The organism is Myxococcales bacterium, from assembly GCA_022184915.1.
Classification (GTDB): Bacteria; Myxococcota_A; Polyangia; order Fen-1088; family Fen-1088; genus JAGTJU01.
Map to the genome: position 1 here is coordinate 804,872 of JAGTJU010000002.1, position 24,038 is coordinate 828,909.

A 24,038-nucleotide genomic window follows, 5' to 3' on the forward strand; every position below is an offset into this window, starting at 1 on the left:
GACCGGCGCAATCGGACGAGGGCCGGGTTATCATCGAGGTGTTGAACGTTGCTGGATCGGGCAAGGGCCGCGGGCGTCGGGGGTCGAGCGGCTTTGGCGCAGGGCTGTTGATGCTCTCGTGGGTGCGCCCGCCTTCGGCTTTGGCAGACCCGTCGCCGGCGCCGCCCGCACAGGCACAGGCGCTTTACGAGGAAGGCCTTGCCCACTATGAGGCCCAGCGCTTCGAGGAGGCCCGCACGGCGCTTGCGCGTAGCCACGGCCTCGATCCCCAGCCGCAGACCTTGTTCGCCTGGGCCCAGGCGGCCCGGCTGAGCGGGCGCTGCGCGGAGGCGCGCCTTCTCTTCGAGCGCTTCATCGATGCGGGAGCGCCCGAGCGCCAGGCGGCCGCTGCCCGCCTGGCGATGCGTCGCTGCGAGCCGGCCGCCCCGCTGCCCCCCCTGACGGCCCCGCCGCGTGTCTCTTTGCCAGCCTGGTATCGAGACGCCTGGGCCGGTGTGGCTCTCGGGACTGGGGTCCTGTCTGCGGTGGGCGGGGCTGCCCTGCTGGTTTCGGCCCACGGCCTTTCGGGGCGTGCCGAGGGCGCGGCCACTTTGGGTGAGGCGCAGCAGATGCGAGGGGAGGCGGAGCGGCGGTGGTCCTGGGGGGTGGGCTTGGCTGCGGTGGGGGCCGCGGCGCTGACCCTGGGGGCGACTCGCTACGTGTGGATCTCGGGGGGGCGCGACGGTGCGGTGCTCGCGCTGGGAGGCCCGTTGTGAGCCGAGGGGCCCTGTGGGGCGCGCCGCTCGCCTTCCTGGTGACGCTCGTGTCCTGCCTCGAGCCCCCGCGCTACGTGTGCCAGTCAGACTTCGCGTGTCGGGTGGGTGCGCGCCAGGGCACCTGTGAGCCCAATGGGCTTTGTAGCTTCGCGGACTCTTCCTGCAACCAAACCACTGGCCGTCGCTACGCCCGTACCGACGATGGCTCGGGGGCTGCCGGCACGTGCGTGCCCGTGGTCTGTGCGAGGGATCGCGTGGTGCAAGTCGCGGCGGGGCGCGGTCACGCCTGTCTCGTGCGGCAAAGCGGGGGCGTGGAGTGCTGGGGCCGCAACGACCACGGGCAGCTCGGCGACGGCACCACCATCACCCGCTCTGCGCCCGTGTTGGTGGCGGGTGTGAGCAACGTCAGGGCCGTGGCGGCGGGCGACGGACACACCTGCGCGCTGCAGGCCGAGGGCCAGGTCCTGTGCTGGGGCGACAACGCCTTCGGCCAGCTGGGCGATGGCACCCTCTTCGAACGACTCACCCCGGCCCCCGTGGCGGCGCTTCCGTTCGCCCGAGCCGTGGCGACCGGCGCCGGGAGCACGTGTGCTCTGTCCCGAGACGGTCTTGTCTCCTGCTGGGGCGCCAACGACGAGGGCCAGGTCGGAGCCCGCGGGGATCCGATCGTGCGCACGCCCCGGCCGGTCCCAGGGCTCGACACCATCGCAGAGCTGGCCTTCCACGCTCGCCACGTGTGCGCACGGAGCCAAGCCGGACGAGTTTTCTGCTGGGGCGCCAACCCCTTCGGCCAACTCGGCGATGGGGGCAGTGGTCCCCGCGACGGCCCCGTGGCCGTGCGGGGGCTGTCGAACGCACGGGCGCTCGCGGTCGGCAATCTGCACACCTGCGCGCTTCGGGGGGATGCCGACGAGAGCGTGGTGTGCTGGGGCGCGAACGGGGCAGGGCAGCTGGGTGACGGCACCACGATCGCCCGGGCCGAACCGGTCCCGGTGCGGGGGCTCACGCGGATCACCGCCCTGTCTGCGGGCGGCGCGCACGCCTGCGCGCGCACCCGCGACGCGTTCGCCGTGTGCTGGGGTTCGAACACCAACGGCCAGCTGGGAGATGGCACCACCACCGCGGCCACCTCACCGGTACGAGTGGTGGATGTGCAGGGGGCCGTGGCGATCGCCTCGGGGGAGGGCGTGGGATGTGCCGTTCGTGACGACGGCTCGGTGCTCTGTTGGGGCGACGATCGCGATGGCACCTTGGGCGCGGGGCGCCCCATCGTGCGTCCCACGCCGGTGCCCGTCTTGGGGCTTTCGGCCGCGCGCGCTTTGGCCCTCGGCCACGATCACAGCTGCGTGGTCGCGGCAGGCGGTGCCGTCTCCTGCTGGGGGGCGGGCTCGTTCGGGCGTCTGGGGCACGGCCTGGCGGTGGACAGCCCCGCGCCCGTGATGGCCGCACCGCTGCCGCCGGCCCTCCAGGTCGCGGCGGGTGGGGCCTTCACCTGCGCGCAGGGCGAGTCCGGGATCTGGTGCTGGGGTCGCAACGAACACGGACAGGTCGGCGATGGCTCTCGTCAGGACAGCTGGCGTCCGGCGCAAAGCTGGTTCGCGCCCTCGCAGGCTCTGGCGCTCGGCAGGGAACACGCCTGTGGCCTCGATGAATCGGGCGCCGTGTGGTGCTGGGGCCGGGGCGACGCCGGGCAGCTCGATGGCCAGCCCCAGGAGGCCCGCGTCGAGGCCCTGCGGGTGCCGGGGGTGCCCGCCGCGCGCGCCCTTGCGGCCGGGGATGCGCACACCTGCGCCCTGACGGCCCGCGGGGATGTGACCTGCTGGGGGGCGGGTCAGGAGGGCCAGCTTGGCCGTGCCAGCACGGCCTTCGGTGCTCCGGCGCAGGTGCCCCTGCCGCAACCTGCGTGGGAGGTGGTCGCAGGCGGAGCCCACGTGTGCGCCCGTCTCGAGGGGGGCGCCGTGTGGTGCTGGGGACGGGGCAAGGAAGGGCAACTCGGCACCGGCCGTGCAGAGAACGAACCCTTGCCGCGGGCCGTGCCCAATCTTGCCGCCACGGCCTTGGCCGCCGGCGCCCGGCACAGCTGCGCGCGCCTGCGCGACGGGTCCACGTGGTGCTGGGGAGACAACCGCGTCGGCCAGCTGGGTGATGGCACCACCCGGACCGCCCACGTGCCGGTGCGGACACAGGCCCCACCGCTCACCGCGCTCGCGGCGGGGGGCGGGCATACCTGCGGTCTTTCCGGCAAGGGCCAAGTCACCTGCTGGGGCAACGACGCAAGGGGGCAGCTTGGTACGGGCGTGCCTCTATTTCGAGCCACCGCTGTTCCCGTGGCGCTCGTGTGCCGCTGAGGGCCCCTACTTACAGGTGACTTTGTCAGGCCGGATGCGCGGGCATTTGACGGCCTCGCTGACCCCGGACGTGAGCAACGAGCACGCGCTGCTTTGGGCCTCTCGTTCGGCTTGCTCCGCCTCGTCGGCTCGCGCCTTGGCGCACTTCTGCCGACCTTGAAAGCTGATGCAGACCTCGCACTCCACGCCTTGCTTCGTCGACAGCTCGAGCACCACGGCCGTGCCGAGCCCGGCGAAGATGATGGCAGGAACGATCGCGCGCTTGATGCCCATAGGGCGGTTCAGCATAGCACCGGCGGTCCTCGCCGCGTCCCGCAGGAGGGCCGCGACCTTCCTCTGGTTTATGATGAGCTTCGCATGCCGTCTGGCCCCGAACGCACGCTGACAGCGCAGGTCGATGCGGCCCTGGCGTCCGGGTCGGCAAGCGTTCCGCTTCTGCTCTTGGCGGCGCGGGCCGGGCAGGGGGAGGTACGGCCGGAGGATCGGCTCATGGTGCTCGGTCGGTCTCTGGAACTTGGCCGCACATCGGGCGCGGGGCCCGCGGTGCTTCCCGGAGCGTGGGCGCTCGAGGACCCGATGGCCTCGTCGAAACACGCGCGGCTCGTCAGGGGAGACGAAGGGTTCACGCTCGAAGATCTCGGCAGCAAAAACGGCACGTTCGTCAACGGCACACGGCTCACGGGGGCAGCGGCCCTCGCGGACGGCGACCTCGTTCAGCTCGGCGGGCACTTTTTCGTGTTTCGCATGGCCACGCAGGAGCAGCTCGACGCCGTGCGCGCCGAGCTGGCCCTGCCGCTGGGTCCCGTGGCCACGGTGAGCCCCCGTATGGCGCTGCAAAGCGCGCGGCTGAGCAAGCTCGCCGCCTCCGACGCCGAGGTTCTGCTCGTGGGGGAGACCGGCGTTGGCAAGGAGATCTACGCCCGTGCGCTCCATGCGTCCTCGGGACGGAAGGGGCGCTTCGTGGCGCTCAACTGCGCGGCGATACCGCGCGAGTTGATGGAGAGCGAGCTCTTCGGCTTTCGCGCGGGCGCGCATTCGACCGCCAGCGGGGCCAAGACAGGGCTCGTCGAAGAGGCCGAAGGCGGCACCCTCTTCCTCGACGAGATCGGGGACATGGCCCGCGACGCGCAGACGAAGCTGCTGCGCTTCCTGCAAGACCGTACGCTCACGCCGCTCGGGGGCACCCGCGCGCGCACGCTCGATGTGAGGGTTGTGGCGGCCACGAACCGCCACGTCATGCCCGGGGCCACCGATGGTTTGCGGGACGATCTCCTGGGCCGTCTCGGCGCCGCCCCCCTGTGGCTCCCCCCGTTGCGCGAGCGGCGAGAGGACCTCGGCGCGCTCATCGCACACTTTTTGGCGCAAGAACGCAGAAAGCGCGGTGGGGCGCCCCGGGGGGTGGAGGCCCGCGCGCTCGCGGCGCTGGCCGGCGCCTACCTTCCTCTGAACGTGCGACAGCTCGAAAAGATCGTCACGGCGGCCGTGGCGTTGGCCCATGGCCAGGCGCTCATCGATCGCGCGCACCTTCCCGACAGCTTGCCTTCTGCGCCTCCGGTGCCCTTGCCTTCGGAACGCCCTCTCGGCGAGCCGCGCGTGGGCCGCAAGCCGCCCCAGCCTCCTCCTGAGCCCCGCGACGTGGCTCGTCTTCTGGCGCAGCACCAAGGCAACGTGGCCGAGGTGGCGCGGGCGCTCGGCCGCCAGCGCGCGGCCGTGTGGCGGTGGATCAAGCAGTTTGGCCTCGACCCCGAAGATCATCGCTAAACGGCCGCTGTGTGCGGCCTTGTCCCCTCAACCTCCTCCGGGCCTCCGTCGATGAGAGTGCCCAAGGTGGGCACGTTCACCCGAAAGAGGCGTCGTTGACGGGGCGCGACAGAGTGGGGCTGTTCGGCCGCGGCAAAACGCCCGTCGTGGCCGAGGAGGCTCGGGTCTTGAGCCCCACGGACATGGGGCTCGACACGCTCGGCGCGCTGCTGCGCACGCTCGGCGAGTACCCCTTCGATCAGGCGCGTGTGACGGCAGCCGCGTTCGCCCGCTTGGCGGACCAATGGGCCCGTCACATCACCACGGGCACGCCCCCGCCTTCCGGCAATCCGGCCGCAGGGAGCGCGGACAGCCGGAGGGATTGGGCGGGTGTTCGTCACTTCGTGCGCGAGTACTGCGCCGAAGCCACGGAACACACCCGCGGCGTGCTGGGAGATTTGCGCCAGGTGATCTGGGTGTTCATCCAGAACCTCAGTCATCAGCTGCGGATGGACGAGGCCACCGACGGGCGCTTGCAGATGCAGCTCGAGCGGCTCGAGCAGCTGGCCTTGGGCTCCGAGCCCTCGACCTTGAAAAAAGAGGTGCTGTCCACGGTCGTTGAGCTGTCACGCATGATGGAAGAGCGTCGTCAGGAGCACCGCAAGCGTATGGCGGACCTGGGGGCCCAGGTGAGGACCCTGGGGCAAGAGCTCGACGTCACGAAACGCAACAGTGAAGTGGATGCCCTCACGCAGCTCTTCAACCGAAGGGCCTTCGATGACTACGTCGAACGCACCCTCGAGCTGCAACGGGCGTTCGGCCAGCAGGCTTGCCTGCTGATGATCGACGTCGACAACTTCAAGACGGTGAACGACACGCTGGGGCACGGCGCGGGGGACGAGGTCCTGCGGAAGGTCGCCGACACGGTTACGCGTCTTTTCATTCGCAAGAGCGACTTCGTGGCGCGCTTCGGGGGCGACGAGATCGCGGTCGTCTTGCGGGAAACGGCGCTTGCGGACGCGCGCGCCCTGGCGGGACGCCTGCTCGTGGCGTTGCGCACGGTGCGCATCGAGCGCGAGGGCGTTTGCCTCGAGGTGCGCGGCTCCGTGGGGGTGGCCCCTGCGACGCTCAACGACACCCCCTCCCTGTGGCTCGAACGTGCCGATCGTGCCCTGTACGAGGCGAAGCGCGCGGGCCGCGACCAGGTGAGCATCGCCGACGATCAAAGCGCGGCGTGAGCCCTTCGCCCCGGCTGGCGCTCAATCGCGTTCCGGCGTACTGTAGGCACCCTGCGCGCCGGAGGGGGGGCACGGGGTTTCCCGAGCCGGCGCCGCTGCGATAGAGCGGAGGTTCGGCGAACATGAAGGGCATTGCGCACGCGCTTGGGGGTGTTTGTCTGGTTTCGGCCTGGGTGATCGCGGGCTGCGGCGGCGATGACGGCCTGGGTGGTGCGCTCGACGCCAATGTGCCCGGCGCTGGTCAAGACGCGGGCGTCGAGGCCGAGGTGCTGGGGCCGGGTGCGGGGCGAGGGCGAGGCGGACCTTTGCTCGAAAGCACCGACGGTGGTGTGCTCGCGGAAGCCGACGCCTCTGCGGATGCCGGGGGGGAGCCGATGCCCGGTGCGGCTCCCGATGCCGCTACCGTCAATGCCGACGCCATGGCCCCAAGCTGCAACCGCAAGGTGTGCGAAGAGATTCACACCCGCTACCTGACGGCGTTTGCGAAGGCGCAAGCGTGTCGGACGTTGGCCAAGGAACAGTGCAAGGACCAGGCGGAGAGCGACCTCAAATGTGGCGCGCTCGCCTGGGTCAACGACGGTGCCTCCCTGGATCCCCTCCGGAAGGATTGGGTTGCGGCAGACTGCGACATGTGCAAATGGGAATGCCGACCCGTCATCAAGCCCGTCTCCGGCGAGGGCTACTGCGCGAAGAACACCTCCACCATGTCGGCCTACACCGTGGCACCGGTGATCCTCGACCCACCGGTGATCCTCGACCCACCGCCGATCATCAACCTGAATGATGGCACCTGCGCGCGGAAGTTGCTTCTTGCGCCTTGACGAGCAAGACGTGTCACGGCTTGGGTCTCGGCCGCCATGCGCTCGCTGGGTGCGGCGGGCCGCGTGGAGCCATGCCGCCTAGCCTGGTGAACGACGACCCCCACAAGCGCGAGCAACGGCTCCTCGAGCGCATCAAGGAGCTGGATCTCGCGCATCGAAACCGCCTGCGCGCCACGGGCGTGGGTCAAGCCCTCTCGCTGCGCTACCTGCGCCAGCTTGCTCAGCGGCTCGTGACGCCCCCGAAGACCGTGCGGGCCGGGCGCGTCGATGCGCCTGCGCCGGGCGAGATGTCGCTCGCGCCCGTGGGCCACGCTTGCGTTCAGATCGTCACCTCCCGTGCGCGGGTGCTCACCGATCCGTTGCTCACGGAGTTCGTCTTCGGCTTGCGTCGGGCCATCATGCCCGCTCTCACCGGTCCTGACCGCGACGACGTCACGTGCATCCTGCTCTCGCACGGGCATCGCGACCACCTTCACCCCCCGAGCCTGCGTCGCCTACCCAAGACGAGCTTGGTGGTGGCACCGCCCGGATTCGAGACGACCCTCGCGCGGCTCGGTTTTCCTCAGGTCGTGACCCTCGCGCCCGAAGAAAGCTGTCAGCACGGCGACCTCACCCTCACCGCGGTGGCCGCGCGGCACGAAGGGGGCGGCCGGGGTGCGGGTGCAAACGGCTACGTCGTGCAGGGCCCGGAGGTGGCCGTTTTCTTCGCGGGCGACACGGGATATTTTTCGGGCTTCCAGGAGATCGGCCGGCGCTTCCGGCCGGACGCGGTGCTCCTGCCCATCGGGGGCTATGCCCCGCTTCCCTTGCGCGCTACGCACATGTCGCCGCTCGACGCCGCCTACGCCCTCGAGGACCTGCAAGCGCGGCTGCTGGTGCCCATCGCCTTCGGCGTGTTGCCGCTCGGCTACGAACCCCTTGACGAGCCCCCGCGGTGGCTGCGCGCCGCCTGCGAAGCGCGCGGGCTCACGGAGCGGCTCGCGCTGCTCGCTCCCGGAGAGCGTGTGACGTTGCGCCGGCCCACCTGAGCGCCGCATCGGCCACGCCCAAGTATCGAAAAAGCTTCTGGGGGCTCCCGGGTCCACCTGCCTTTACGGACCCGGGCCGGTCCGTTAGAGTCCGAGCGCTTCCCCTTCCACCATGCGATCGACCGAACGGCTTGCCCGTATTCCCAGTTTGGTTTGGGCGACCCTCTTCGCGGCTGCCCTCGTTCTGCCAGGGCTCGGGAGCTTCGGGTTCTGGGACCCCTGGGAGCTGAACCTCGCCGAGCGTGCCCGCGAGATGCTCGACACGGGCCACGCGTTCGACGTGACCGCCAACGGGCGCTACGCCCCGCAGCCTCCGCTCGACCTGGCGCTGAGCGCTCTCGGCATGAAGGTGTTCGGGGCCAGCGAGTGGGGGGGGCGTCTTCTGCAGGGCCTCCTGGCCATCGCCAACCTCTTGGCCGTTTACTGGGCGGGGGTAGGGCTTCTGCGCCGCCGGGCCGCCCTGCTGTCGGTGATCGTTCTCGGCACGATGCCGCTCTTCTTCTTGCAGGCGCGTCAGCTGACGTCCGATATGGGGCTTTCGTTTTCGCTGGCGCTCTCCCTGGGAGGGCTCGGCCGTTTCGCCTGGCCGCCCACGGGGCAGCGGCGCTGGCGAGATTTCGCCGTGGCGTGCGTGGGCTTGGTCCTGGGACACATCGCGGGGGGCGGCCTGTTGGGCATCGCCCTGCCGTGCCTCACCCTTGCAGGAACGCTCTTGGCGACGTGGTCCCTCGTGCCTATCGACCCCAAGGCGCATCCGGCGGCGGGCCCGGGTGAACCGCTGATGGCAGCGCTCACGGCCCCGGGTGTGGGCGTCGACGTGCCTGCGGGCTCGGCCTTGGGCACAGGGCTCTTTGTCCGGGGCACCCGGGGCCGATGGCCCTTGCTCGTGCTCTTTGCCCTTGGCCTCGTGGTTCTGTGGCTTGCTTTGGGGTCAAACGTCGCGGGCCAGTACAACGCCTGGCTGGGCGGCACCCCTCGGGGAGGAACCCCTTCCCAGCTCTTCGTCTACTTCATTCGACAGGTCGGCTTTGGCACCTTCCCGTGGAGCGCGCTGGCTGTGTTCGCCCTCGGACGAGCCCTGGTGCGTGCCTCAGGCGCCGACGCGGAAGCCGGCGTGCCTCCCGTTCATGAGCAGGGGGACGTCGGCGATCGGCGCGCGCGGCTTGCGTTCGTGGAGGCGTACTGGTTGGTGGGGGCTGGCTTCGGCTTTGCGCTTTCGACCGTCCACGTGCTGATGGTGGGCGATGCGCGCTTCGCGGTGTTGGCGCCCATTGCGCTCGCGCTTGGCGGGTTCCTCGACGAAGCCCTCGAGGCCGAGCGCCCCCAGCCTGTGCTGGGGCTCCTTGCTGCCACGGGCATCATGATTTTGGCGCGCGACTTCAAGTTGGTGCCTGAAGACCTTTTCTCGGTGCACCTGCTCGAGACGCTCAAATGGCCGCCCACCATGCGGGTCGGTCTGGCACCCTTGCTATTGGGGTTGGTCGTAGCGGTGGGTGTCTACCTCGGACTGGCAACGCGAACGCGCGCGCTCGCGGGCTTTCGCCCTCCGGCGCCTCAACGTCCGGAAGGCAACGGCCGGTCATGGCGTTACGAGGCGGCCCGGCTTTACGCTTGGGGGCAGGCCCTCATCATTCGGGTCGGGCGCTACGGCATTCACATCGCGCTTGGGGCTGCGGTGATCTTCGCGTTGGGCGTGTGCCAGATGCTGATCCCCAGACTCTCTCATCACTTTTCGTTCAAGCCCGTTTTCGAGTCTTTGGTGCATGTCTCCAAACCCGGAGATCCCTTCGGCCGCTACCGCGTTCAAGGGCACGGCATCCAGTTTTACACCGCCCGCCAGATCGAAGAGATCCCCTCTCAGGATCGGCTCATCTCCTTCTTCAAATCGAATCGGCGTGCATTCTGCCTGGTGAACACCGACGACCTGGCTGCGCTCGATGCCGCCTTCAAGACGGCCGCCGTGCCCTACGTCGTGCTGGACGCGTCTTCGAGCCGCTTCCTTTTGCTCTCGAACCAGACGGAGCCGGGCCAAGAGGACCAAAACCCGCTCAAGCGGAACGTGTGGATGGCCCCGCGGCCGCCGGTGCCGATCTCCGAGCCCGGCGCGGCGGCCGTGACGTACCAGTGGCCCGACGAGCGGCCTCCGTGGACCTACCCGGTGAAGATGAGCACCGTATTCCAGGATGCGGTCGAGCTCATCGGGGCCGACTTTCCGTCGTCCGTGCGCCGGCCTGCCAAGATCCCCTTGACGCTTTATCTTCGTGTACGGCGCCGGCCCGCTCCGGGCTTCAAGGTCTTCGTGCACGTGGACGTGCCCGGGCATCCACGCCTCATTGGCGATCACGAGCCGCTCGCGGGTGCTTTCCCCACCTCGTTCTGGCTTCCCGGAGAGTACATCCGCGATCGCACCGAAATCGATGCGCCCCTCATGACCACCGTGGCAGGCACGTATACGGTGTACATCGGCTTCTGGCCGGGCGGCGAGGGACAAAGGTGGCGGATCACCTCGGGCCCCAACGATGGCGCCGATCGCGCCACCCTGGGTACCATCCAGATTCGATGAACCGACGAACCCCGGACCTCTTCGCATGAAGAAAGAACGGCGACGTGTCACCGGGCCGGCGAAGAAAGAGCGACGCGTTGGCCAGCGGCGCGCCCACCCGCGTGTGCCGGTCAAGATCGAGGTCGACTACCGCAGCGACGATAACTTTCTCTTCGCCTACATCACGGACCTGTCCGCGATGGGCATCTTCGTGAAGACCACCGAGCCGCACCCCCCCGGCGCGCGCCTGACGCTCCGCTTTAAGCCTCTTGGTGCCCCCGAATTCGTGGTCGATGGCCAAGTGGTCTGGATCAACCCGGTGCGCCCGGGAGATCCCAACAGCATCAACCCCGGCATGGGCATTCAGTTCGTGGATCTGGATCCCGACACCCAACGTCGGCTCACTCGTCTCGTGAGGACGTTCGCCTATCTCGACGACGAGGATTCCACCCTTGGAAACTCCTGACGCTGCAGCCCCCATGAGGCATGTGAGAAAATTTGACAGGCCGCTTTTGTCGCGGAGACTCGATCCATGAGGCGTTCCCTTGGCTCGACGAACCCGGCGCCGCGTCGGCCCCGTGGGCCGGCTTCCGCCACTGACCCTCTGCCCGCCCCGTCGCGGCTGAGCGTCCGGATCCGCGCGGTGGCGGCCCTGCGCCGCACCCGGCACGCGATCGAAGAGATCGAAGTCCAGCTGGACGGCATCCTCGACCATCTGCACGGGCGCCGGCCCCTCGACCATTCGGCGCCCGATCGCTTGCGCGCGTCGGCCAACGAGGCCCGCGCCGCCATGGCCAGCCTCTCCGATTTCGGTGACCTCTACGGCTGAGCGTGAGGCCACGCCGCGCAGCGCTGTGCGCGAGGCCTTTGTCACCTATGCCGTGGCAACCGCCTTGGCTTCAGGCCTGTTTTGGGCCGGCCAGGTGGTTCCGTTCATCGGGAACAACCTGCACGGCTTCATCGCCGTGCTCTTTCTCTACGCCCCCACGGTGGCCGCACGGGTCACGCAGGTACCGTTTGATTACGCGCAGGAAGGGGCGCTCACGTTCGAGCGCTGGCGCCCGCAGCTCGGCGCCTTGGCGTTTGCGCTTCTCTTCACGTGGCCTCCGTTCGTCGGGGGCTTCTTTTGGCTCTACGGAAACGCTTGCCAACCCGAGGTTCCGGCCTGGGCCGCCTGGTGGTGGCAGACCTTTGCCCCCATCTGCCCGCGGTGGCTCGGCAGCCTCTCGCCGCCTTGGCGCCTGCCCCCTGATTTCGCTTTGCTTGCGCTCACGCAGGTTCTGGTGGTCGCGCTGCCCGAGGAGCTGTTTTTTCGCGGGTACCTGTGGTCGCGCTTGTCCTCGCGCTGGCCGGGCACCCGCCGGCTGCTGGGTGCCCCTCTCGGTTTTGCCTGGCTGGTCACCAGCCTGCTTTTCGCCCTCGGACACGTGGCGGTGGATCTCGATCCAGGTCGCATGGCGGTGATCTTCCCTGCGCTGGTGTTTGGGTGGATGAGGGCACGCTCGGGCTCAATCGTGCCGGGCGTGGTCTTCCACGCCTCGTGCAACCTGCTCTCCGACGTGCTCTACGAGACTTACTTCCGCTGACAGCTCTAGCCGTGCGTCTCCCTCAGCGCCAGGGCGACCTCGTCAGGGCCGAGACGGCGATCGGTGCGGTACAGCAGGAGCGAGCGCTCGAGCACGGCCTCCAGCTCGCGGAAGTTTCCGGGCCAGCTGTGCTGCTGGAGCGCTTCGATGGCGCCCTTCGTGAGCTCGATGGATCGACGCTGCTCTTCCACGTTCGCCCGGCGCATGTCTTCGGGGCCCCTGAGCGTCAGAGGCACCCCCGTTTGCTCCAGGATGCGGTTACCCATCCACACCGCCGCGGCGGCGATGTCGTCCAGGCGCTCTCTCAGAGGCGGCAACCACAGGACGATCCGGGCCAGGCGGTAATAGAGATCATGCCGAAACCGCCCCGCTGCCACCTCGGCGCGCAAGTCTTTGTCCGACAGCGCCAGTGCGCTCACCCGAACCCGACACTCCTGCGCTGACCCGCCCGGCGCCGCACGACGGATCACGCGGCCCGTCTTCAGGATACGCAGCAGCTCGTTCTGCACCCTCGGGCTGAGCTCGGCCGCCTCTTCGATGAGCAAGGTGCCCTCGTTGGCCTCTTCCGCCAGCCCCGGCTGCTCTCCTTCGCCACAGAGCCGGCTGAGTGCTGCCTCTTCCGGATATCCTCCCAGGTCCACCCGCACGGTGCGCCCGTGCGGGGCCACCAGGTGGGACAACGCTCGCGCCAAGCCACCTTTGCCGGTCCCTGGCTCGCCCAAGATCAGCAAGTTGGTGCGATAGGGGCGGTCCGAGAGCCTTTCGAGGACGTCCAACACGTGGCTCATGGCAGGGTGAGCCGACGCGACCCGAATCAGGGTGGCGATCCAGCGCGCGGCCGCGGGCTCCAGTGACGCCAGGCGCGGTGACGCGGTATCGGTGATCGGCGCCAGGGGCGCTGAGTCAGGGGTGCGGGCGCGCGACGCGCCGGATTTTTTTCCGGTGGTGGAGCTGCGGGGCGGGGATGAAGTCTTCGCAGACATGCGTTCAGCTCCGCTTGACGCCCAACAACAGGTCGGTCGTTGCCTGATCCGCGGCAGGGAAGGGATACCGCTCGAACTCGTCCGAGCGCACCCATCGAAAATCGGCCACGCGCAGCGTCTGCAGAGCGGGCTCGGCTTCACCCGTGGCAGAAGGCTCGAAGCGGGCGTCGTAAAGGATGAGGTCCACGCCGTACCCTTCGTACTGGTGGGTACGCTTGGCGATGGGCTTGTGCACCTCGATCCGCGCGCCCAGTCGCTCGAGGAGCTCTCGCCGCAGGGCCTCCTCGTCGGTCTCTCCGGCTTCCACTCGGCCGCCCGGGAACTCCCAAAGTCCGGCCAGAACAGCCGTCTTTCGGCGCTGCGTGATGAGGTACTTGTCGCCCTTGGCGATCACGGCCGCAACCACCCGAATGCGCGGTGTTCCTGAGGTCGTCATGAGGACGCGCATGTTAACCACGACGACGCTGTTTCGGGAACCCCCCAGCGCGGGGAGACCGGGCGCAAAGATCTGTCCTCACGGAACGACCGTGCTACATAGGGGGCATGCCCAAGCGCGTGACTCCCCCCGAAGCAGCCGAGCTGATGAAGCAGGGTTGGCGCTACCTCGACGTGCGGTCGGTGCCCGAATTCGAGGCCGGCCACCCCGAAGGCGCCTTGAACGTGCCGTTGCTGCACATGCAGAACGGACGCCTGATTGGCAATCCAGACTTCCAAAGCGTGGTCGAGGGTCTCTTCGCGAAGGACGACCCTCTGGTCGTAGGGTGCAAGATGGGCGGCCGTTCACTTCAGGCTGCCACGCTGATGGAGGCCGCAGGCTTCACGCAGATCGTGGACGTGCGCGGTGGTTTTGCCGGTGAACGCGACCCCTACGGACGCGTGACGGTGCCGGGTTGGGCTGACTCTGGTCTGCCCGTATCCACCGCCTCTCCCGAAGGCTCGGCCTATGCCGAGCTCGCCGCCAAGGTCAAAGCGCCCTGAAGGGCCGCACGGAGCGAACGAAAAAGAGGTGCCGTCCGTGCGGGGCGCCTGCCGTCATTCCGGCAGGCTGATGCCGTTGCGTTCACAAAGAGAGCGGACGAGCTGCTTGTTTTTGTCGTCGAGGCGTTCGTACGCTTTGACGGCACCGGCTTGGTCTCGCAGCGAGCACGAGCAGACGGCGATGATTTGATACGCCCGCACCAGCCCTGGCTTGAGCCTGAGCGCTTTGCGAGAGGAGGCGATGGCGGCGGCGTACTGCCCCTTGAGCCACGCGTCTTGCGCCTCCTTGATGTATTCGTCGGCGTCGCCGGGCGGGAGCGGGTCTTCGGTGAGCGCCACCGGAGCGTTGGCCCGCGGGGCGGGCCGCGGGGGAGGCGGCGCTTTGGGGGCTGCGGCCAGGCGCGCCGGCCGTTCCGCCTCCCGTGGCTTGTCTTGGGGAGCAGGCCGGGCCGCCGCGACTGGGGCTGGAGCCGCCGCGCATGCCGCAACGAGGGCCGTGGCCGCGGGCTGTCCCGGCACGAGCTTGAGCACCTTCTCCGCTTCCTTGCGGGCGTCGGTGCAGCGCCCCGCGGCCTTGTGTCCCTCTGCCACGTTCAACCGCGCGGCGACGAAGGTTTGCTGAGCCTGCTCGACCAGGCGCGTGGCGTCCCCGGCGAAGCGGCTATCGGCGGCTATGGCGGCGGCGATCTTGCGAGCGGGTTCGATGCGCCCGGCCTCGGCCTCCACCTCCAGCCGCGCCAGAGCCGCTTCGGCGGCCCTCTCAACGGCAATCTGCTTTTTCAGGGCAACGCCCTCCGGCCCCGCCTGAACGGCGGGAGGCAGTTGACCCAGCGTGGCTTGTGCTTGGTCCCACTGGCCCTGCGCGATCATGGCACTCACGCTTTCGAGTGTTGGGCCTTGGGGCTGAGGCACGGGCGCGGCCGGCGGCGGTTCGGGCTCGGGCGCCGCGGGCGGAGCAGGCGGAGGCGTTGGGGTCTCGGGCGCCGCGGGTTCGGGGCGTGTCTGCGCCACGGGGGGAGGGGCGGGGGCCTCGTCACCTCCGGACATCGCGAACACGACGATGGCCAACACGACCGATGCCACCGCGGCGCTGATGACGAGAGGCTTTTTGGAACCCCGTAGGCCCGGGAGGCTGGCTGCTCCGAAGACGTCCTCACCCACCAAGAACTTGAGCCGCACGTGGCCAAGCTCGATCACGTCGCCGCTGTCGAGGACCATGCGTTCTTGCGGGGCGCCGTTGACGCGCACGCCGTTTGCGCTCTCGAGATCCACCACCACGTACCGCTCTCCGTCTCGGATCACCTTGGCATGATGGCGCGAGATCGACTTGTGGTTGAGGATGATGTCGTTTTCCGGTGTGCGTCCGATGACCAGGGACGCACGGTCCAGCGCGAACTCGGCGCCCGAGAGCTGCGTCGACATGACGACCAAGCGCCCAGGAGGCGGAGCGTTCAGCCCGAAATCCAGCCCCTGGTCTGCCAGCGTGCGGACGGGGATCGTGGGCGCACCTTCGATGATGTCCCCTTGCATCCCCAACGCGGGCGACGGAGAGGGCGATGAAGCGCGGGGCGGCGGTGTCTCGCTGCCGACCCGGGCACGGTTCACAGCGGGAGCCGCGGCTCGCCCGTCGGCGGCTTTGAGGCCCAGCTTGTAGTCGCCAATGGCGATCTGGTCTCCGTCCTTGAGGGCGGTCCTCTGTTTGACGGGCTCACCGTTGAGCCTGATCCCGTTGTAGCTCGCCAGGTCTTCAACGAAGAGCGTGCCGTCTTGCCGAACGAAACGCGCGTGATGACGCGAGATATTCTGCTCGGTAAGCCGGACGGTGTTTCCCTCCTGTCGGCCGACAGTGATCTCGTCTCGGATGAGTGGGACGACGACGGATTTTCCCTCGTCGTCCTCGATGATGAGTTTGTGCATCGAACCCTTGTTGGAACGCCGCTCGGGTGTCTGCCGACTTTAGCCGTCGAGCGTTCGGTCGGTCAAGCCGACTGGCCTCCGAAACTCGTGTGTTTTGAGGCCGTTGGGCGGCGCTCGGGGGCGAAGCCGCCCGGGGCGGCGTCCCTCCTGCTGCGCCCCCCTCCCGCAGTGCGGCGGTGGCTGGGCCTAGAGTCCGCGCAGGTTCGGGTAGGTCGTGAGCAGGTCGTTCTCGGTGAGCGCGTCGCTGGGGTCGGCGGGAGTCCATACCACCTCGAGGCCCAAGAGCTCCCGGGGCGAAACGCCGCCGAGCGCGCTCAAAAGGGGTTCGAGCTGCACGTGTTCGTCCACGGAACCGAACTCCGCAAGAGGCTCGCGCGTGGCCACCACCAGGGTCACCACGATGTACTCCAACACGGCTTCGCTGTCTGCGAGGGTTTCGCTTGCCTTGCGGACGCCGCCATCGGCCGCGCGCACCCTTTCGACGTCGAAGCGGGACCGTTCGGCCAAAGACAGTCCGTTCATCTTGGTCTCCGCCTTCGCGAGCGGCATGGGTCCGTCGGCGCTCGTCTGCACGTAGCGGATCGAGTCCTTCTCCCGAATCAGCTCGAGCGCCGTTTGGGACAGCAGGGCGGCGAGGCCCGTTTCGGTGCCCGTATCACCCTGCTCTGCAAAGTGAGCCAGCCGATTTTGCAGGCCGCGTGCGGAGCGACCGAGGCCCAGCTGAACCTTGTATAGGTAGGCGCGGTCGGGGCGGAAGTCCGCAGCCGATTCATCGGGGTCATCACCCGGGTGGTATCCGCTTTCGCGCCGGCTGGCGTTGCGGAGGGCCCGGTACGCATAGAACCCGGCCAGACCCAACATGCCGACCATGAGAAGGCTGCCCATGCCCATGCCCCCTCCCAAACCGCCGAAACCCCAGCCGAAGCCTGGCACCACGAAGACGTTTGGTCCCGTGTTGTACCCAGGCCTGTACCCGGGACTGGGGCTGCGGCTCGGTGACGTGGAGGGCGAACGAAAGCCTCCTCGGCCACTGAAGCTGCCTCCCGAACGCCGGGCGAACGCATCGAGAGGTGCTGCCAAAAGCAGGAGCAACATCGAAAAGGCCACGGTCCAACGCCAGGTACGCATAACGAGGATAACCCTAGCAGGGGGGGGGCGTAGCCTCCAGCGCAACCGGACAGCCCCGGTACGGTTGTCAGCGGCGGGCCAAGTGCCGGAACGTCAAGGGATCGGTGCGCTCGTCACGGCCCGGGTGGGGGGCCCGCGAGATCGCCTGAACGACCCAGCAACACGGATTGGGCCGCCGCCCTTTGATTCGCGAGCGTGGCGAAATGCGCGAGGAGGGTGGGCACCCCTTCCACGATCGCGAGGAAGTCGTCTTTGGGCAGGAACAAGGCGGTTGTCGGCGCGACGGCCGTCACGGCGGCAGACGTAGGCCCGCCGCCCAAAAGGGACATCTCGCCAAAAACGTCACCGCTGTGCAGGCGCGCCAAGGGCACGTGGGCTCCCCCTGCGTCGGAGGCAACCTCGACCTGCCCCATCAGCACGATGTAGAGCCCCATGCCGGGGTGGCCCTCGGCCACAATGAGCGCGCCTGGCTCGTACTCGACGCCTTGAAAACGCGTGAGCAGCTGCGCGCGTTGCTCGGCAGTGAAGGGCGCGAAGAGGGGGGAAGACGCCACGAGGTTTTTCAGCAGCCGCTCCCGCGTGAACCGCTCGAGCACCTTCGCCACCGAGGGCTCCTGCCGGGCCAGGTACGTGAGGGTCTCGCTGCCCACCACGAACACGTCCAGGAAGGTTGCGGCCACCAACGACGCCGACCGGGGCTCGGCCGAGACCAGGGCCATTTCGCCGACGAGAGTGCCTTCCCCCACCCGTGCCAACTCCCGGGGGGGGCCGCCCTCTACCTGCGTAAACACGAGCGCCTCACCGCTCGTGATGAAACAGAGGCTGTCGCCCGGATCGCCTTGTCGCATCAGCAAAGCCGAGGGCGCGAGCCGGCGAAGCTCCCCCGCCCGGTACACCGCCTCCAAGTTGGCCGGGTCCAGCTCCGAAAGGAGGGGAAGCGGTGCCACCTGCGAGGCAGGTTCGGCGACGGCTGACAGGTCGCAAGCTCGCGCGAAGGCCGTCTGGGCGGCTTCGTCGAGGCTGTCCGGAACCGGTCCGGTGGGCACGGGGGTGGCCGGGTCGGGCGGAGCCGGCCGGGTGGCGGTCTTCGAGAGCGCGGCAGAACTTGCGGCGTAGCGTTCCACCCAGGCGCGCTCCCGAGCGGGGTCCGCGGCGCCGAGGGCGGCGAGGCTCTTCAGCGCCGCCAAAGCCCAGAGGGGAAGGCCCGCCGCCGAGCAGCGGTCGACGAGAAGGCCCAGCAAAAAAAGGGCGTGGTCGCGGTGCCCTGCTTTTGCGTAGATTTCGGAGAGGCGCAGCCGCACCGACAAAGCCGAAGGCGCCGCTTGCAGGATGTCCCCGCAGGTCGCGAGCGCCAAAGCCCAACGTCCCTCCCCAAGGCAAGTCCCCAGCTCTTCGTCCGCTCGTGCCAAGTCGCGTGCCATCCCGCCAGGGTATCTCATCCCGGTGCAGGCACGAAACCCGCCGCGGCGGCCGAGAGATCCCCGTGCCTGTGCACTTCACTTGTCGGAGGACCCTTGTAAGTCTGCGTTGCGGGTTGGTAAAACTACGAAACTCATGGATAAAGAATCGGAGAGAGCGTTCGTGGAGGCGTTCACACAGGCGCTGGTCTCCTTGCCGTTCGACATGAAGGTGTTGGTGGAGGCCGTTGTCGACCCCGATCTCACCGAAGCCGTTCGGGAGGTGGCCGCGGCGGCGCTCATCCACTCGTTCACGCCGAAAGATCGTCACGTCGAGCCTTACCTGCGCCACACGGAAGACGTGGTCTTCCTCAGGCTGGCTCTCCAGCGGGTGCGCGGCGAAGGTTCGGAGGCCTCGAAGGGCTTCGAGGCGCATTGGGCCGAGTCCTTCACCAACCTGGACGAGGAACTGCGCGCGTACCGCGAGGTGTTCGGCGAAGACATCGTCGACTGGCTCGACGCGCGCTGGCCGCTCCTGCGCAAAGGGGTGCTCGAGAAAAAGCACCCCCTCCAGTACGTGCGGGACGAAGCCCTGGGCCAAACGCTTTACGACCATGCCAGCGACTTCGCCACGGAATACCCGGTGACGGAGCGATCGTTGGGAGGGCGAGTCCGCGCGCTGTGCCATTTCGTGGAGCATCTGCAACGCAAGCACGAGCAGGACAAGCTCATGATCCACTCGGTGCCTCAGTCCTGAGGGCCGCCGAAGGCCCGCGTCCCCTCAGGGGGCGCTTTCCGGTGCGGGCGTTTGCCCCGCATGGTATGCAAGGCGCCCCTTTTTCTTGAGCCCGAGTCCATTCGAGATGTCGCACGTTCCCGCGTCTGGCCACCCTTACGGCAACGAGCCCGAGGATCTCTTGCGCCTGGCCTGTCAGGTGGCGCAGACCGGGGTGAGCCTGCCCGATGAGGTGGCCCTGGCCGCCCGCGCCGTGGCTCCCGAAGTGAGCCGGGTCAGGCCCGAGAAAGTCAGGGGCGCGCTCGCGTCATTGTTGCTCGCGCCGCATCCCTCTGCGGGGCTTCAATGGCTGCACCGTTGTGGCGCCCTGGAGCTGGTGATGCCGGAGCTGGCGGCCACCGTCGATTTTTCGCAAGAAGCGGGCCGGCGGCATAAAGATGTTTGGGAGCATACGAAGCAAGTCGTGCTCCAAAGCGCCGCCGACCCGATCGTGCGTTGGGCGGCCTTGCTGCACGACATTGGGAAGGTGCCCACGCGCGTCATGCACCCCAATGGCAAGGTCACTTTTCACCGCCATGCCGAGGTGGGCGCTCGCATGTTCGACAAGATCTCGCGGCGGCTCGAGTTCGACCGGGACACGCGCCAGGAGATCCGCTTTCTGATCTACAACCACCTGCGGGCCAACGCGTACAGCAAAGGGTGGACGGATGCGGCCGTGCGGCGCTTCGACAAAGAGATGGGCCCGCGGCTCGAGCGGCTGATTCAGCTCTCTTTGGCCGACGTCACCTCCCGGCGTCCGGGGCGCCGTCAGGAGGCAGCCCTGAACGTGGAGGAGCTCATGCGCAGGATCCTGGAGATTCGCGCGCTGGATGCCCAAATGCCCCCATTGCCGCCAGGGCTCGGCAACGCGATCATGCAGGCGTTTGCGTTGCCGCCGTCACGGCAAGTGGGCGAGCTTCGCGCCCTCTGCGAAAAGGCGGTCGACGCCGGGCAGCTCGAGGAGCGGCAAGAGCCGTCCTACTACGTGGCATACCTCGTTGCGCAGGGCTTCGGAGCGGGGCGCACGGCCGAGGCCACGGCGCCCACTGGTCTTGCATCGACCTGCGGCCCAGAAGAGGGCGAGCACGGGCCCCACGCCGCCGAGGTTCACGAGCCTCCTCACCGCCACGACTGAGCGGCGATCGAAGGTGTGAGCCCCTCGAGGGATGGCGTTAGTCCCACTTGTCGACGCCGCCTTCGAGCGGCTCGTCATTTTCCCAGTGCCTGCGGTTTCGGCGCGCCAGGCGCACCTCCCGGATCTGCCGGCTGAGGTAGAGCGCCGAGCCTGCCACGGCGATGGCCAACACCACGATGATACCGGTCGACATGAAGACGCTTATACCGTGACCCGGGCCCAACAGGCCGGCAAACGTGCCTCACCAGCTGCGTAGGTAACGTAGGCCCTGAGGAGAGGGGCGCACCAGGTAGCCCATGGCTGCGGCGATCTCATGGAGATCGGTGCGGCTCAGGAAGTCTGGAAACGCCCGCTCGACTCCCGGTGGCGCGTAGGCCACGGCCGCCTCGAAGAGAGGGATCGGAGCCTCACCCAAACGTTGGCACGCGTCGTAGACGGCGCCCAGGACGGCGATCCCATCGCAAGGATCTTCGCAGGCCTGCCACTGCCAGGCGATGGCGGCAAGGGCCTGCTTTAGCGGCGCCACGCTCTTCGTCTGCAAGGCGATCGAGGCACAACGCTCCGCAAACGACACCAGCGTATGGGCGCTATACGGATCCGCAGCTTCGCTAAAGAGGCGCCGCTCCTCGGCGCTGCCCAGGGCCTGATAGTGCTGGACGGCGGCGGTCACCCGTACGTCGCGCGCGGAAGGCAAGTCTTCCTCGTCGCGGTACCAATCGAAGTCCTCCCCGGCGAGCGGGGCCAAGATGTCGGCGGGCCGAACGCCCGGGGGCTGGCGGGGCGTCGTCACGGCGCGCGTCTCCTGTCACGTTGGGGGGCCACTTGTGTGAAATGATACAGGCAGATCGCCGCGGCGGTGGCTACGTTCAAGGAATCGGCGGCCCCCATCGGAATAGTCAGGAGATCGTCACACGCTGCGCGCAGGGCGGGTGAGAGCCCGGGACCTTCCGCACCGAACACCACGATGCTCGCCTCGTGCGGGGCATACCCTGCCAAGACCTTTGCCCCCTCGGGTTCGACGACGGTGCCCACCAACCGGGCGCCCGCGCTTTGTTTGAGGGCGAGCAAGTCGTCGGGCCAGGTCGTGAGCCTTCGTATCGGAACCTTGAAGGTGTTGCCCATCGCGACACGGATGGCCTTGCGGTAGTAGGGATCGGCTGCGCGGGGTGATAGCAACACACCCTGGGCACCGAAAGCGGCCGCATGCCTCACGATCGCGCCCACGTTGTCCACGTCGACCAGATCCTCGAGGGCCACCAGCAGACCCGCTTCGAGGGCCTGTCCGGGCCCCCGAGGGCGCCGGCCCACCGCCAGGCAGCCGCGGTGCACGTGCAGCCCCGCCACGTCGTCCATCACCGCCTGGGGCACGAGGTAAACGGGAATGTCGGGCCGCAGCGCCTCACGTCCGCTCACCGCCGCGAGGCTGCGCAGACGGGGTGCGGTGACCAGTATCGACTCGACGAAAAGCCCGCTTGCCAGGAGCTGGCGCACCACGGTCTCGCTCTCTGCAATGAACTTTCCCGAGTCCTCCCGGAGGCGGTTCTCCTTGAGTTCGCGGTAGTCGGCCAGGCGCGGATCGTGTGCGTCCTCGATCACGATCACGGGAAAACCCCGCTCAGGGTTTCACGAGCGCCACCGCCGACACGAGCGCCCCGAATTCTTCGGGGTTCAAGCTTTGCTCGCCCCCCACCTTCGCGTGCTCGGGATCGGGGTGCATCATGAGCATCAGGCCATGAGCGCCGCAGGCCCGGGCTGCCTTCGCCATGGGCAAAACGTGTGAGCGCTTGCCCGTGCCCTGGCTTGGGTCGACCAGCACGGGCAAGTGCGTGCGCTCGCGCAGGACCACCACGGCCGAAAGATCCAACGTGTTGCGGGTGGTGCTCTCGAAGGTTCTGATGCCCCGTTCGCACAAAATGACCTGACCGTTGCCGTGCGAGATGACGTACTCCGCGGATGCGAGCCACTCGTCGATGGTGCTCGACAAGCCGCGCTTGAGCACGACCGGACGGTCAACCTTGGCGAGCTCCGCGAGCAGGGCGAAGTTTTGCATGTTCCGCGCGCCCACGAGCAAGAGGTCGGCCTTCTCGGCGGCGAGCCGCACCTCCTCGGGAGACGTCACCTCCGTCATGATGGGCAGGTTGAAGGCCTTGCCCGCGGCCGCCAAGTGGTCGAGCCCTTCCGCGCCAAGCCCCTCGAAGGCCCCGGGCTCGCTCGTCGCGGCGAAGACATTGCCTCGCAGGATGTGAGCGCCCGCTGCGTGGACGCTGGCCGCGGCCGCATCGATCTGCGCCCGGCTCTCGACGTAGGCGGGGCCCGCCACCACGGTGAAGCCCTCGCCGCCGATGAGAAGGTCGGCCACGCGAATCACGGTGTCGCTCGGGCGAACGGTACGATCGGACAGCCTCTCTCGCGGGCCCTTGAGCTCGTCGCGCGGCTCCACGGCCACCTTGAGCGCGGCGGCCTGCGGATCGGAGGGCGTTGCCTTCGAGGGGTAGCACCCCAAGATCTTGAGGTACAGAGCCTGGGCACGCAGGCTGTCGAGCGCGGCCGCCACGTGCGTCATTTCCACGTGACCCTCGAAGTCGATGAAGAACATGTACTCCCAGGGCCGGTTTCGGCGCGGGCGCGATTCGAGCTTGGTCAGGCTCACCCCGAAATCGGAGAGCACCTGCAGGCACTTGAGCAGGGCCCCGTGTTCGTGGCGGGTGGTGAGGATCAGGCTGGTCTTGCAGGGAACGCGCGGATCCACCCGCAGGGGCTCGCGTGCGAGCGCCACGAAGCGGCACAAGATCTCCTCTTGATTGCCTACCGCATGCCGCAGGATCGAAAGTCCGTGGGCCGCCGCTCCCTCCGGGGCTGCGATGACGGCCTGGCTGGGATCCAGGCTGCGGGCGACGAGCTCGAGCGCTTCGGCCGAATCCCGCGTGGTCACGGCACGGGCGCGCGGTAAGCCCTTGATGAAGGCAGAACACTGCTCGAGCACGTTGGGGTGACCGTAGATGCGCTCGAGGGCCGAGGGCGGCACGTCGGCCATCGCGGCCAGGCAGTGATCGATCTTGTACGTCTCTTCGCCCACGATGTGCAGCTCGTGTTCCCGGAGCAGGTCGTAGACGGGATTCATGCTGCCCGCGAAGGTGTTCTCGATCGGCAGCAGCAGCAGATCCACATCACCGGACGCGAGCCGCTCCACGGCGGCTTCGAGGGTCTCGCACGTCTCGTAGTGTCCCACGAGGCCCCGCCCTGAGAGATACTGCTCGGCGGCCAGGTGATCGTAGCTGTAGGTCCCACCCAGCAAAGCCACGCGGCACGCACGCCCGGCGTCGGCGTCGCCCCCCGAGATCGTGGTGGCCTGCACAGCCACCGAATGCGCGATGATGTCGGCGAAGATCTTGCGCACCAGCGCGCCGGAGACGCCCAGCGCCCGCGCCCGCTCTTCGACCTTCGAGAGCACCTCGCGTTCGCGCGCGGGGTCTCGAATCGTATCCTGGCGACCCGACTTGGCCTTGACGATGAGGCCGACGGTCTCGAGCCGCGCGGCGATGAGGCGCACGATGTCCCCGTCGATGTGGTCGAGCTGCGTGCGCAGCGCCTTGAGCGGGTGGGGCGCCGGCACGCCGGTCCCCGGGCCTTGAGGGTCATCCTTCGACATCGGCCCGGAATGTATCAG

The 24,038-nt window shown here is 68.4% G+C and carries 23 protein-coding genes; 13 read left to right on the plus strand and 10 right to left on the minus strand.

Annotated elements, in window-relative coordinates:
* Positions 1-41: 41 nt before the first annotated feature.
* Together KA712_11015 and KA712_11020 are read left to right on the plus strand one after the other, a co-directional pair.
* Positions 42-755 carry a hypothetical protein gene (locus KA712_11015; GenBank protein MCG5053480.1) on the plus strand — a complete coding sequence of 238 codons (714 nt, stop codon included), beginning with the start codon at positions 42-44 and terminating at the stop codon, positions 753-755.
* Positions 752-3,103, plus strand: a complete 2,352-nt coding sequence (locus KA712_11020; protein ID MCG5053481.1) for an RCC1 repeat-containing protein — start codon at positions 752-754, stop codon at positions 3,101-3,103. The genes KA712_11015 and KA712_11020 overlap by 4 nt, the downstream gene beginning before the upstream one ends.
* Before the next feature lie 6 nt (positions 3,104-3,109).
* Here the strand turns inward: KA712_11020 and KA712_11025 are convergent, their stop codons facing one another.
* Positions 3,110-3,391: a hypothetical protein gene (locus KA712_11025; GenBank protein MCG5053482.1), complete on the minus strand. Its 282-nt coding sequence runs from the start codon at positions 3,389-3,391 to the stop codon at positions 3,110-3,112.
* 69 nt (positions 3,392-3,460) lie between these two features.
* Between KA712_11025 and KA712_11030 the strand changes: the two genes are divergently transcribed.
* The 8 genes from KA712_11030 to KA712_11065 all read left to right on the plus strand — a co-directional run bounded on the left by KA712_11030 (position 3,461) and on the right by KA712_11065 (position 12,058).
* Positions 3,461-4,864: a sigma 54-interacting transcriptional regulator gene (locus KA712_11030; GenBank protein MCG5053483.1), complete on the plus strand. Its 1,404-nt coding sequence runs from the start codon at positions 3,461-3,463 to the stop codon at positions 4,862-4,864.
* An 11-nt stretch (positions 4,865-4,875) separates the two neighbouring features.
* Positions 4,876-6,081, plus strand: a complete 1,206-nt coding sequence (locus KA712_11035) for a GGDEF domain-containing protein (GenBank protein MCG5053484.1) — start codon at positions 4,876-4,878, stop codon at positions 6,079-6,081.
* A 122-nt stretch (positions 6,082-6,203) separates the two neighbouring features.
* Complete coding sequence (locus tag KA712_11040; GenBank protein ID MCG5053485.1) at positions 6,204-6,902, plus strand: hypothetical protein; 699 nt, start codon at positions 6,204-6,206, stop codon at positions 6,900-6,902.
* 71 nt (positions 6,903-6,973) lie between these two features.
* Entirely contained in the window at positions 6,974-7,930 is a 957-nt protein-coding gene (locus KA712_11045) for an MBL fold metallo-hydrolase (protein MCG5053486.1), read from the plus strand.
* A 112-nt stretch (positions 7,931-8,042) separates the two neighbouring features.
* Positions 8,043-10,493 (plus strand): glycosyltransferase family 39 protein, encoded by a 2,451-nt coding sequence (locus KA712_11050; protein ID MCG5053487.1) that lies wholly within the window; start codon positions 8,043-8,045, stop codon positions 10,491-10,493.
* Positions 10,494-10,518: 25 nt separating this feature from the next.
* Positions 10,519-10,938, plus strand: a complete 420-nt coding sequence (locus KA712_11055; protein MCG5053488.1) for a TIGR02266 family protein — start codon at positions 10,519-10,521, stop codon at positions 10,936-10,938.
* A gap of 66 nt (positions 10,939-11,004) precedes the next feature.
* The gene (locus tag KA712_11060) at positions 11,005-11,301 is read left to right on the plus strand and encodes a hypothetical protein (GenBank protein ID MCG5053489.1); all 297 of its coding nucleotides are present in this window, start codon (positions 11,005-11,007) and stop codon (positions 11,299-11,301) included.
* On the plus strand, positions 11,285-12,058 hold the full coding sequence (locus KA712_11065) for a CPBP family intramembrane metalloprotease (GenBank protein MCG5053490.1): 774 nt from the start codon (positions 11,285-11,287) through the stop codon (positions 12,056-12,058). Before KA712_11060 ends, KA712_11065 begins: the two co-directional genes overlap by 17 nt.
* Before the next feature lie 5 nt (positions 12,059-12,063).
* Here KA712_11065 and KA712_11070 read toward each other — a convergent pair whose 3' ends face one another.
* A complete protein-coding gene (locus KA712_11070; protein ID MCG5053491.1) occupies positions 12,064-13,041 on the minus strand; it encodes a sigma 54-interacting transcriptional regulator in 978 nt (325 codons plus the stop codon).
* A 4-nt stretch (positions 13,042-13,045) separates the two neighbouring features.
* Entirely contained in the window at positions 13,046-13,477 is a 432-nt protein-coding gene (locus KA712_11075) for a (deoxy)nucleoside triphosphate pyrophosphohydrolase (protein ID MCG5053492.1), read from the minus strand.
* Positions 13,478-13,584: 107 nt separating this feature from the next.
* Here KA712_11075 and KA712_11080 point away from each other — a divergent pair, with 107 nt between their 5' ends.
* On the plus strand, positions 13,585-14,019 hold the full coding sequence (locus KA712_11080; GenBank protein ID MCG5053493.1) for a rhodanese-like domain-containing protein: 435 nt from the start codon (positions 13,585-13,587) through the stop codon (positions 14,017-14,019).
* A 54-nt stretch (positions 14,020-14,073) separates the two neighbouring features.
* On the opposite strand, the gene KA712_11085 is transcribed toward KA712_11080, so the two are convergent.
* The 3 genes from KA712_11085 to KA712_11095 all read right to left on the minus strand — a co-directional run bounded on the left by KA712_11085 (position 14,074) and on the right by KA712_11095 (position 18,485).
* The gene (locus tag KA712_11085; protein ID MCG5053494.1) at positions 14,074-15,936 is read right to left on the minus strand and encodes an FHA domain-containing protein; all 1,863 of its coding nucleotides are present in this window, start codon (positions 15,934-15,936) and stop codon (positions 14,074-14,076) included.
* Positions 15,937-16,122: 186 nt separating this feature from the next.
* Positions 16,123-17,064 (minus strand): DUF1517 domain-containing protein, encoded by a 942-nt coding sequence (locus tag KA712_11090; protein ID MCG5053495.1) that lies wholly within the window; start codon positions 17,062-17,064, stop codon positions 16,123-16,125.
* Positions 17,065-17,177: 113 nt separating this feature from the next.
* On the minus strand, positions 17,178-18,485 hold the full coding sequence (locus KA712_11095) for a cyclic nucleotide-binding domain-containing protein (GenBank protein MCG5053496.1): 1,308 nt from the start codon (positions 18,483-18,485) through the stop codon (positions 17,178-17,180).
* A 133-nt stretch (positions 18,486-18,618) separates the two neighbouring features.
* Here KA712_11095 and KA712_11100 point away from each other — a divergent pair, with 133 nt between their 5' ends.
* Positions 18,619-19,218 (plus strand): hypothetical protein, encoded by a 600-nt coding sequence (locus tag KA712_11100; GenBank protein MCG5053497.1) that lies wholly within the window; start codon positions 18,619-18,621, stop codon positions 19,216-19,218.
* A gap of 106 nt (positions 19,219-19,324) precedes the next feature.
* The gene (locus KA712_11105; GenBank protein ID MCG5053498.1) at positions 19,325-20,371 is read left to right on the plus strand and encodes an HD domain-containing protein; all 1,047 of its coding nucleotides are present in this window, start codon (positions 19,325-19,327) and stop codon (positions 20,369-20,371) included.
* A gap of 37 nt (positions 20,372-20,408) precedes the next feature.
* On the opposite strand, the gene KA712_11110 is transcribed toward KA712_11105, so the two are convergent.
* The 4 genes from KA712_11110 to KA712_11125 are packed head-to-tail and all read right to left on the minus strand — an operon-like array spanning position 20,409 to position 24,020.
* Positions 20,409-20,564 carry a hypothetical protein gene (locus KA712_11110; protein ID MCG5053499.1) on the minus strand — a complete coding sequence of 52 codons (156 nt, stop codon included), beginning with the start codon at positions 20,562-20,564 and terminating at the stop codon, positions 20,409-20,411.
* Positions 20,565-20,612: 48 nt separating this feature from the next.
* Positions 20,613-21,161, minus strand: a complete 549-nt coding sequence (locus tag KA712_11115) for a hypothetical protein (protein MCG5053500.1) — start codon at positions 21,159-21,161, stop codon at positions 20,613-20,615.
* Positions 21,158-21,973 carry an RNA methyltransferase gene (locus KA712_11120; protein MCG5053501.1) on the minus strand — a complete coding sequence of 272 codons (816 nt, stop codon included), beginning with the start codon at positions 21,971-21,973 and terminating at the stop codon, positions 21,158-21,160. Before KA712_11120 ends, KA712_11115 begins: the two co-directional genes overlap by 4 nt.
* Positions 21,974-21,986: 13 nt before the next feature.
* Positions 21,987-24,020 (minus strand): bifunctional 3-deoxy-7-phosphoheptulonate synthase/chorismate mutase, encoded by a 2,034-nt coding sequence (locus tag KA712_11125; GenBank protein ID MCG5053502.1) that lies wholly within the window; start codon positions 24,018-24,020, stop codon positions 21,987-21,989.
* Positions 24,021-24,038: the final 18 nt, after the last annotated feature.

Excerpts from the sequence above, each read along its gene's own strand:
- KA712_11025 (MCG5053482.1), bottom strand. The coding sequence starts at position 3,391 with ATGCTGAACCGCCCTATGGGCATCAAGCGCGCGATCGTTCCTGCCATC.
- KA712_11030 (MCG5053483.1), top strand. The coding sequence starts at position 3,461 with ATGCCGTCTGGCCCCGAACGCACGCTGACAGCGCAGGTCGATGCGGCC.
- KA712_11060 (MCG5053489.1), top strand. The coding sequence starts at position 11,005 with ATGAGGCGTTCCCTTGGCTCGACGAACCCGGCGCCGCGTCGGCCCCGT.
- KA712_11095 (MCG5053496.1), bottom strand. The coding sequence starts at position 18,485 with ATGGCACGCGACTTGGCACGAGCGGACGAAGAGCTGGGGACTTGCCTT.
- KA712_11075 (MCG5053492.1), bottom strand. The coding sequence starts at position 13,477 with ATGACGACCTCAGGAACACCGCGCATTCGGGTGGTTGCGGCCGTGATC.
- KA712_11085 (MCG5053494.1), bottom strand. The coding sequence starts at position 15,936 with ATGCACAAACTCATCATCGAGGACGACGAGGGAAAATCCGTCGTCGTC.
- KA712_11050 (MCG5053487.1), top strand. The coding sequence starts at position 8,043 with ATGCGATCGACCGAACGGCTTGCCCGTATTCCCAGTTTGGTTTGGGCG.
- KA712_11090 (MCG5053495.1), bottom strand. The coding sequence starts at position 17,064 with ATGCGTACCTGGCGTTGGACCGTGGCCTTTTCGATGTTGCTCCTGCTT.
- KA712_11070 (MCG5053491.1), bottom strand. The coding sequence starts at position 13,041 with ATGTCTGCGAAGACTTCATCCCCGCCCCGCAGCTCCACCACCGGAAAA.
- KA712_11105 (MCG5053498.1), top strand. The coding sequence starts at position 19,325 with ATGTCGCACGTTCCCGCGTCTGGCCACCCTTACGGCAACGAGCCCGAG.
- KA712_11040 (MCG5053485.1), top strand. The coding sequence starts at position 6,204 with ATGAAGGGCATTGCGCACGCGCTTGGGGGTGTTTGTCTGGTTTCGGCC.
- KA712_11100 (MCG5053497.1), top strand. The coding sequence starts at position 18,619 with ATGGATAAAGAATCGGAGAGAGCGTTCGTGGAGGCGTTCACACAGGCG.
- KA712_11080 (MCG5053493.1), top strand. The coding sequence starts at position 13,585 with ATGCCCAAGCGCGTGACTCCCCCCGAAGCAGCCGAGCTGATGAAGCAG.
- KA712_11055 (MCG5053488.1), top strand. The coding sequence starts at position 10,519 with ATGAAGAAAGAACGGCGACGTGTCACCGGGCCGGCGAAGAAAGAGCGA.
- KA712_11045 (MCG5053486.1), top strand. The coding sequence starts at position 6,974 with ATGCCGCCTAGCCTGGTGAACGACGACCCCCACAAGCGCGAGCAACGG.
- KA712_11110 (MCG5053499.1), bottom strand. The coding sequence starts at position 20,564 with ATGTCGACCGGTATCATCGTGGTGTTGGCCATCGCCGTGGCAGGCTCG.
- KA712_11125 (MCG5053502.1), bottom strand. The coding sequence starts at position 24,020 with ATGTCGAAGGATGACCCTCAAGGCCCGGGGACCGGCGTGCCGGCGCCC.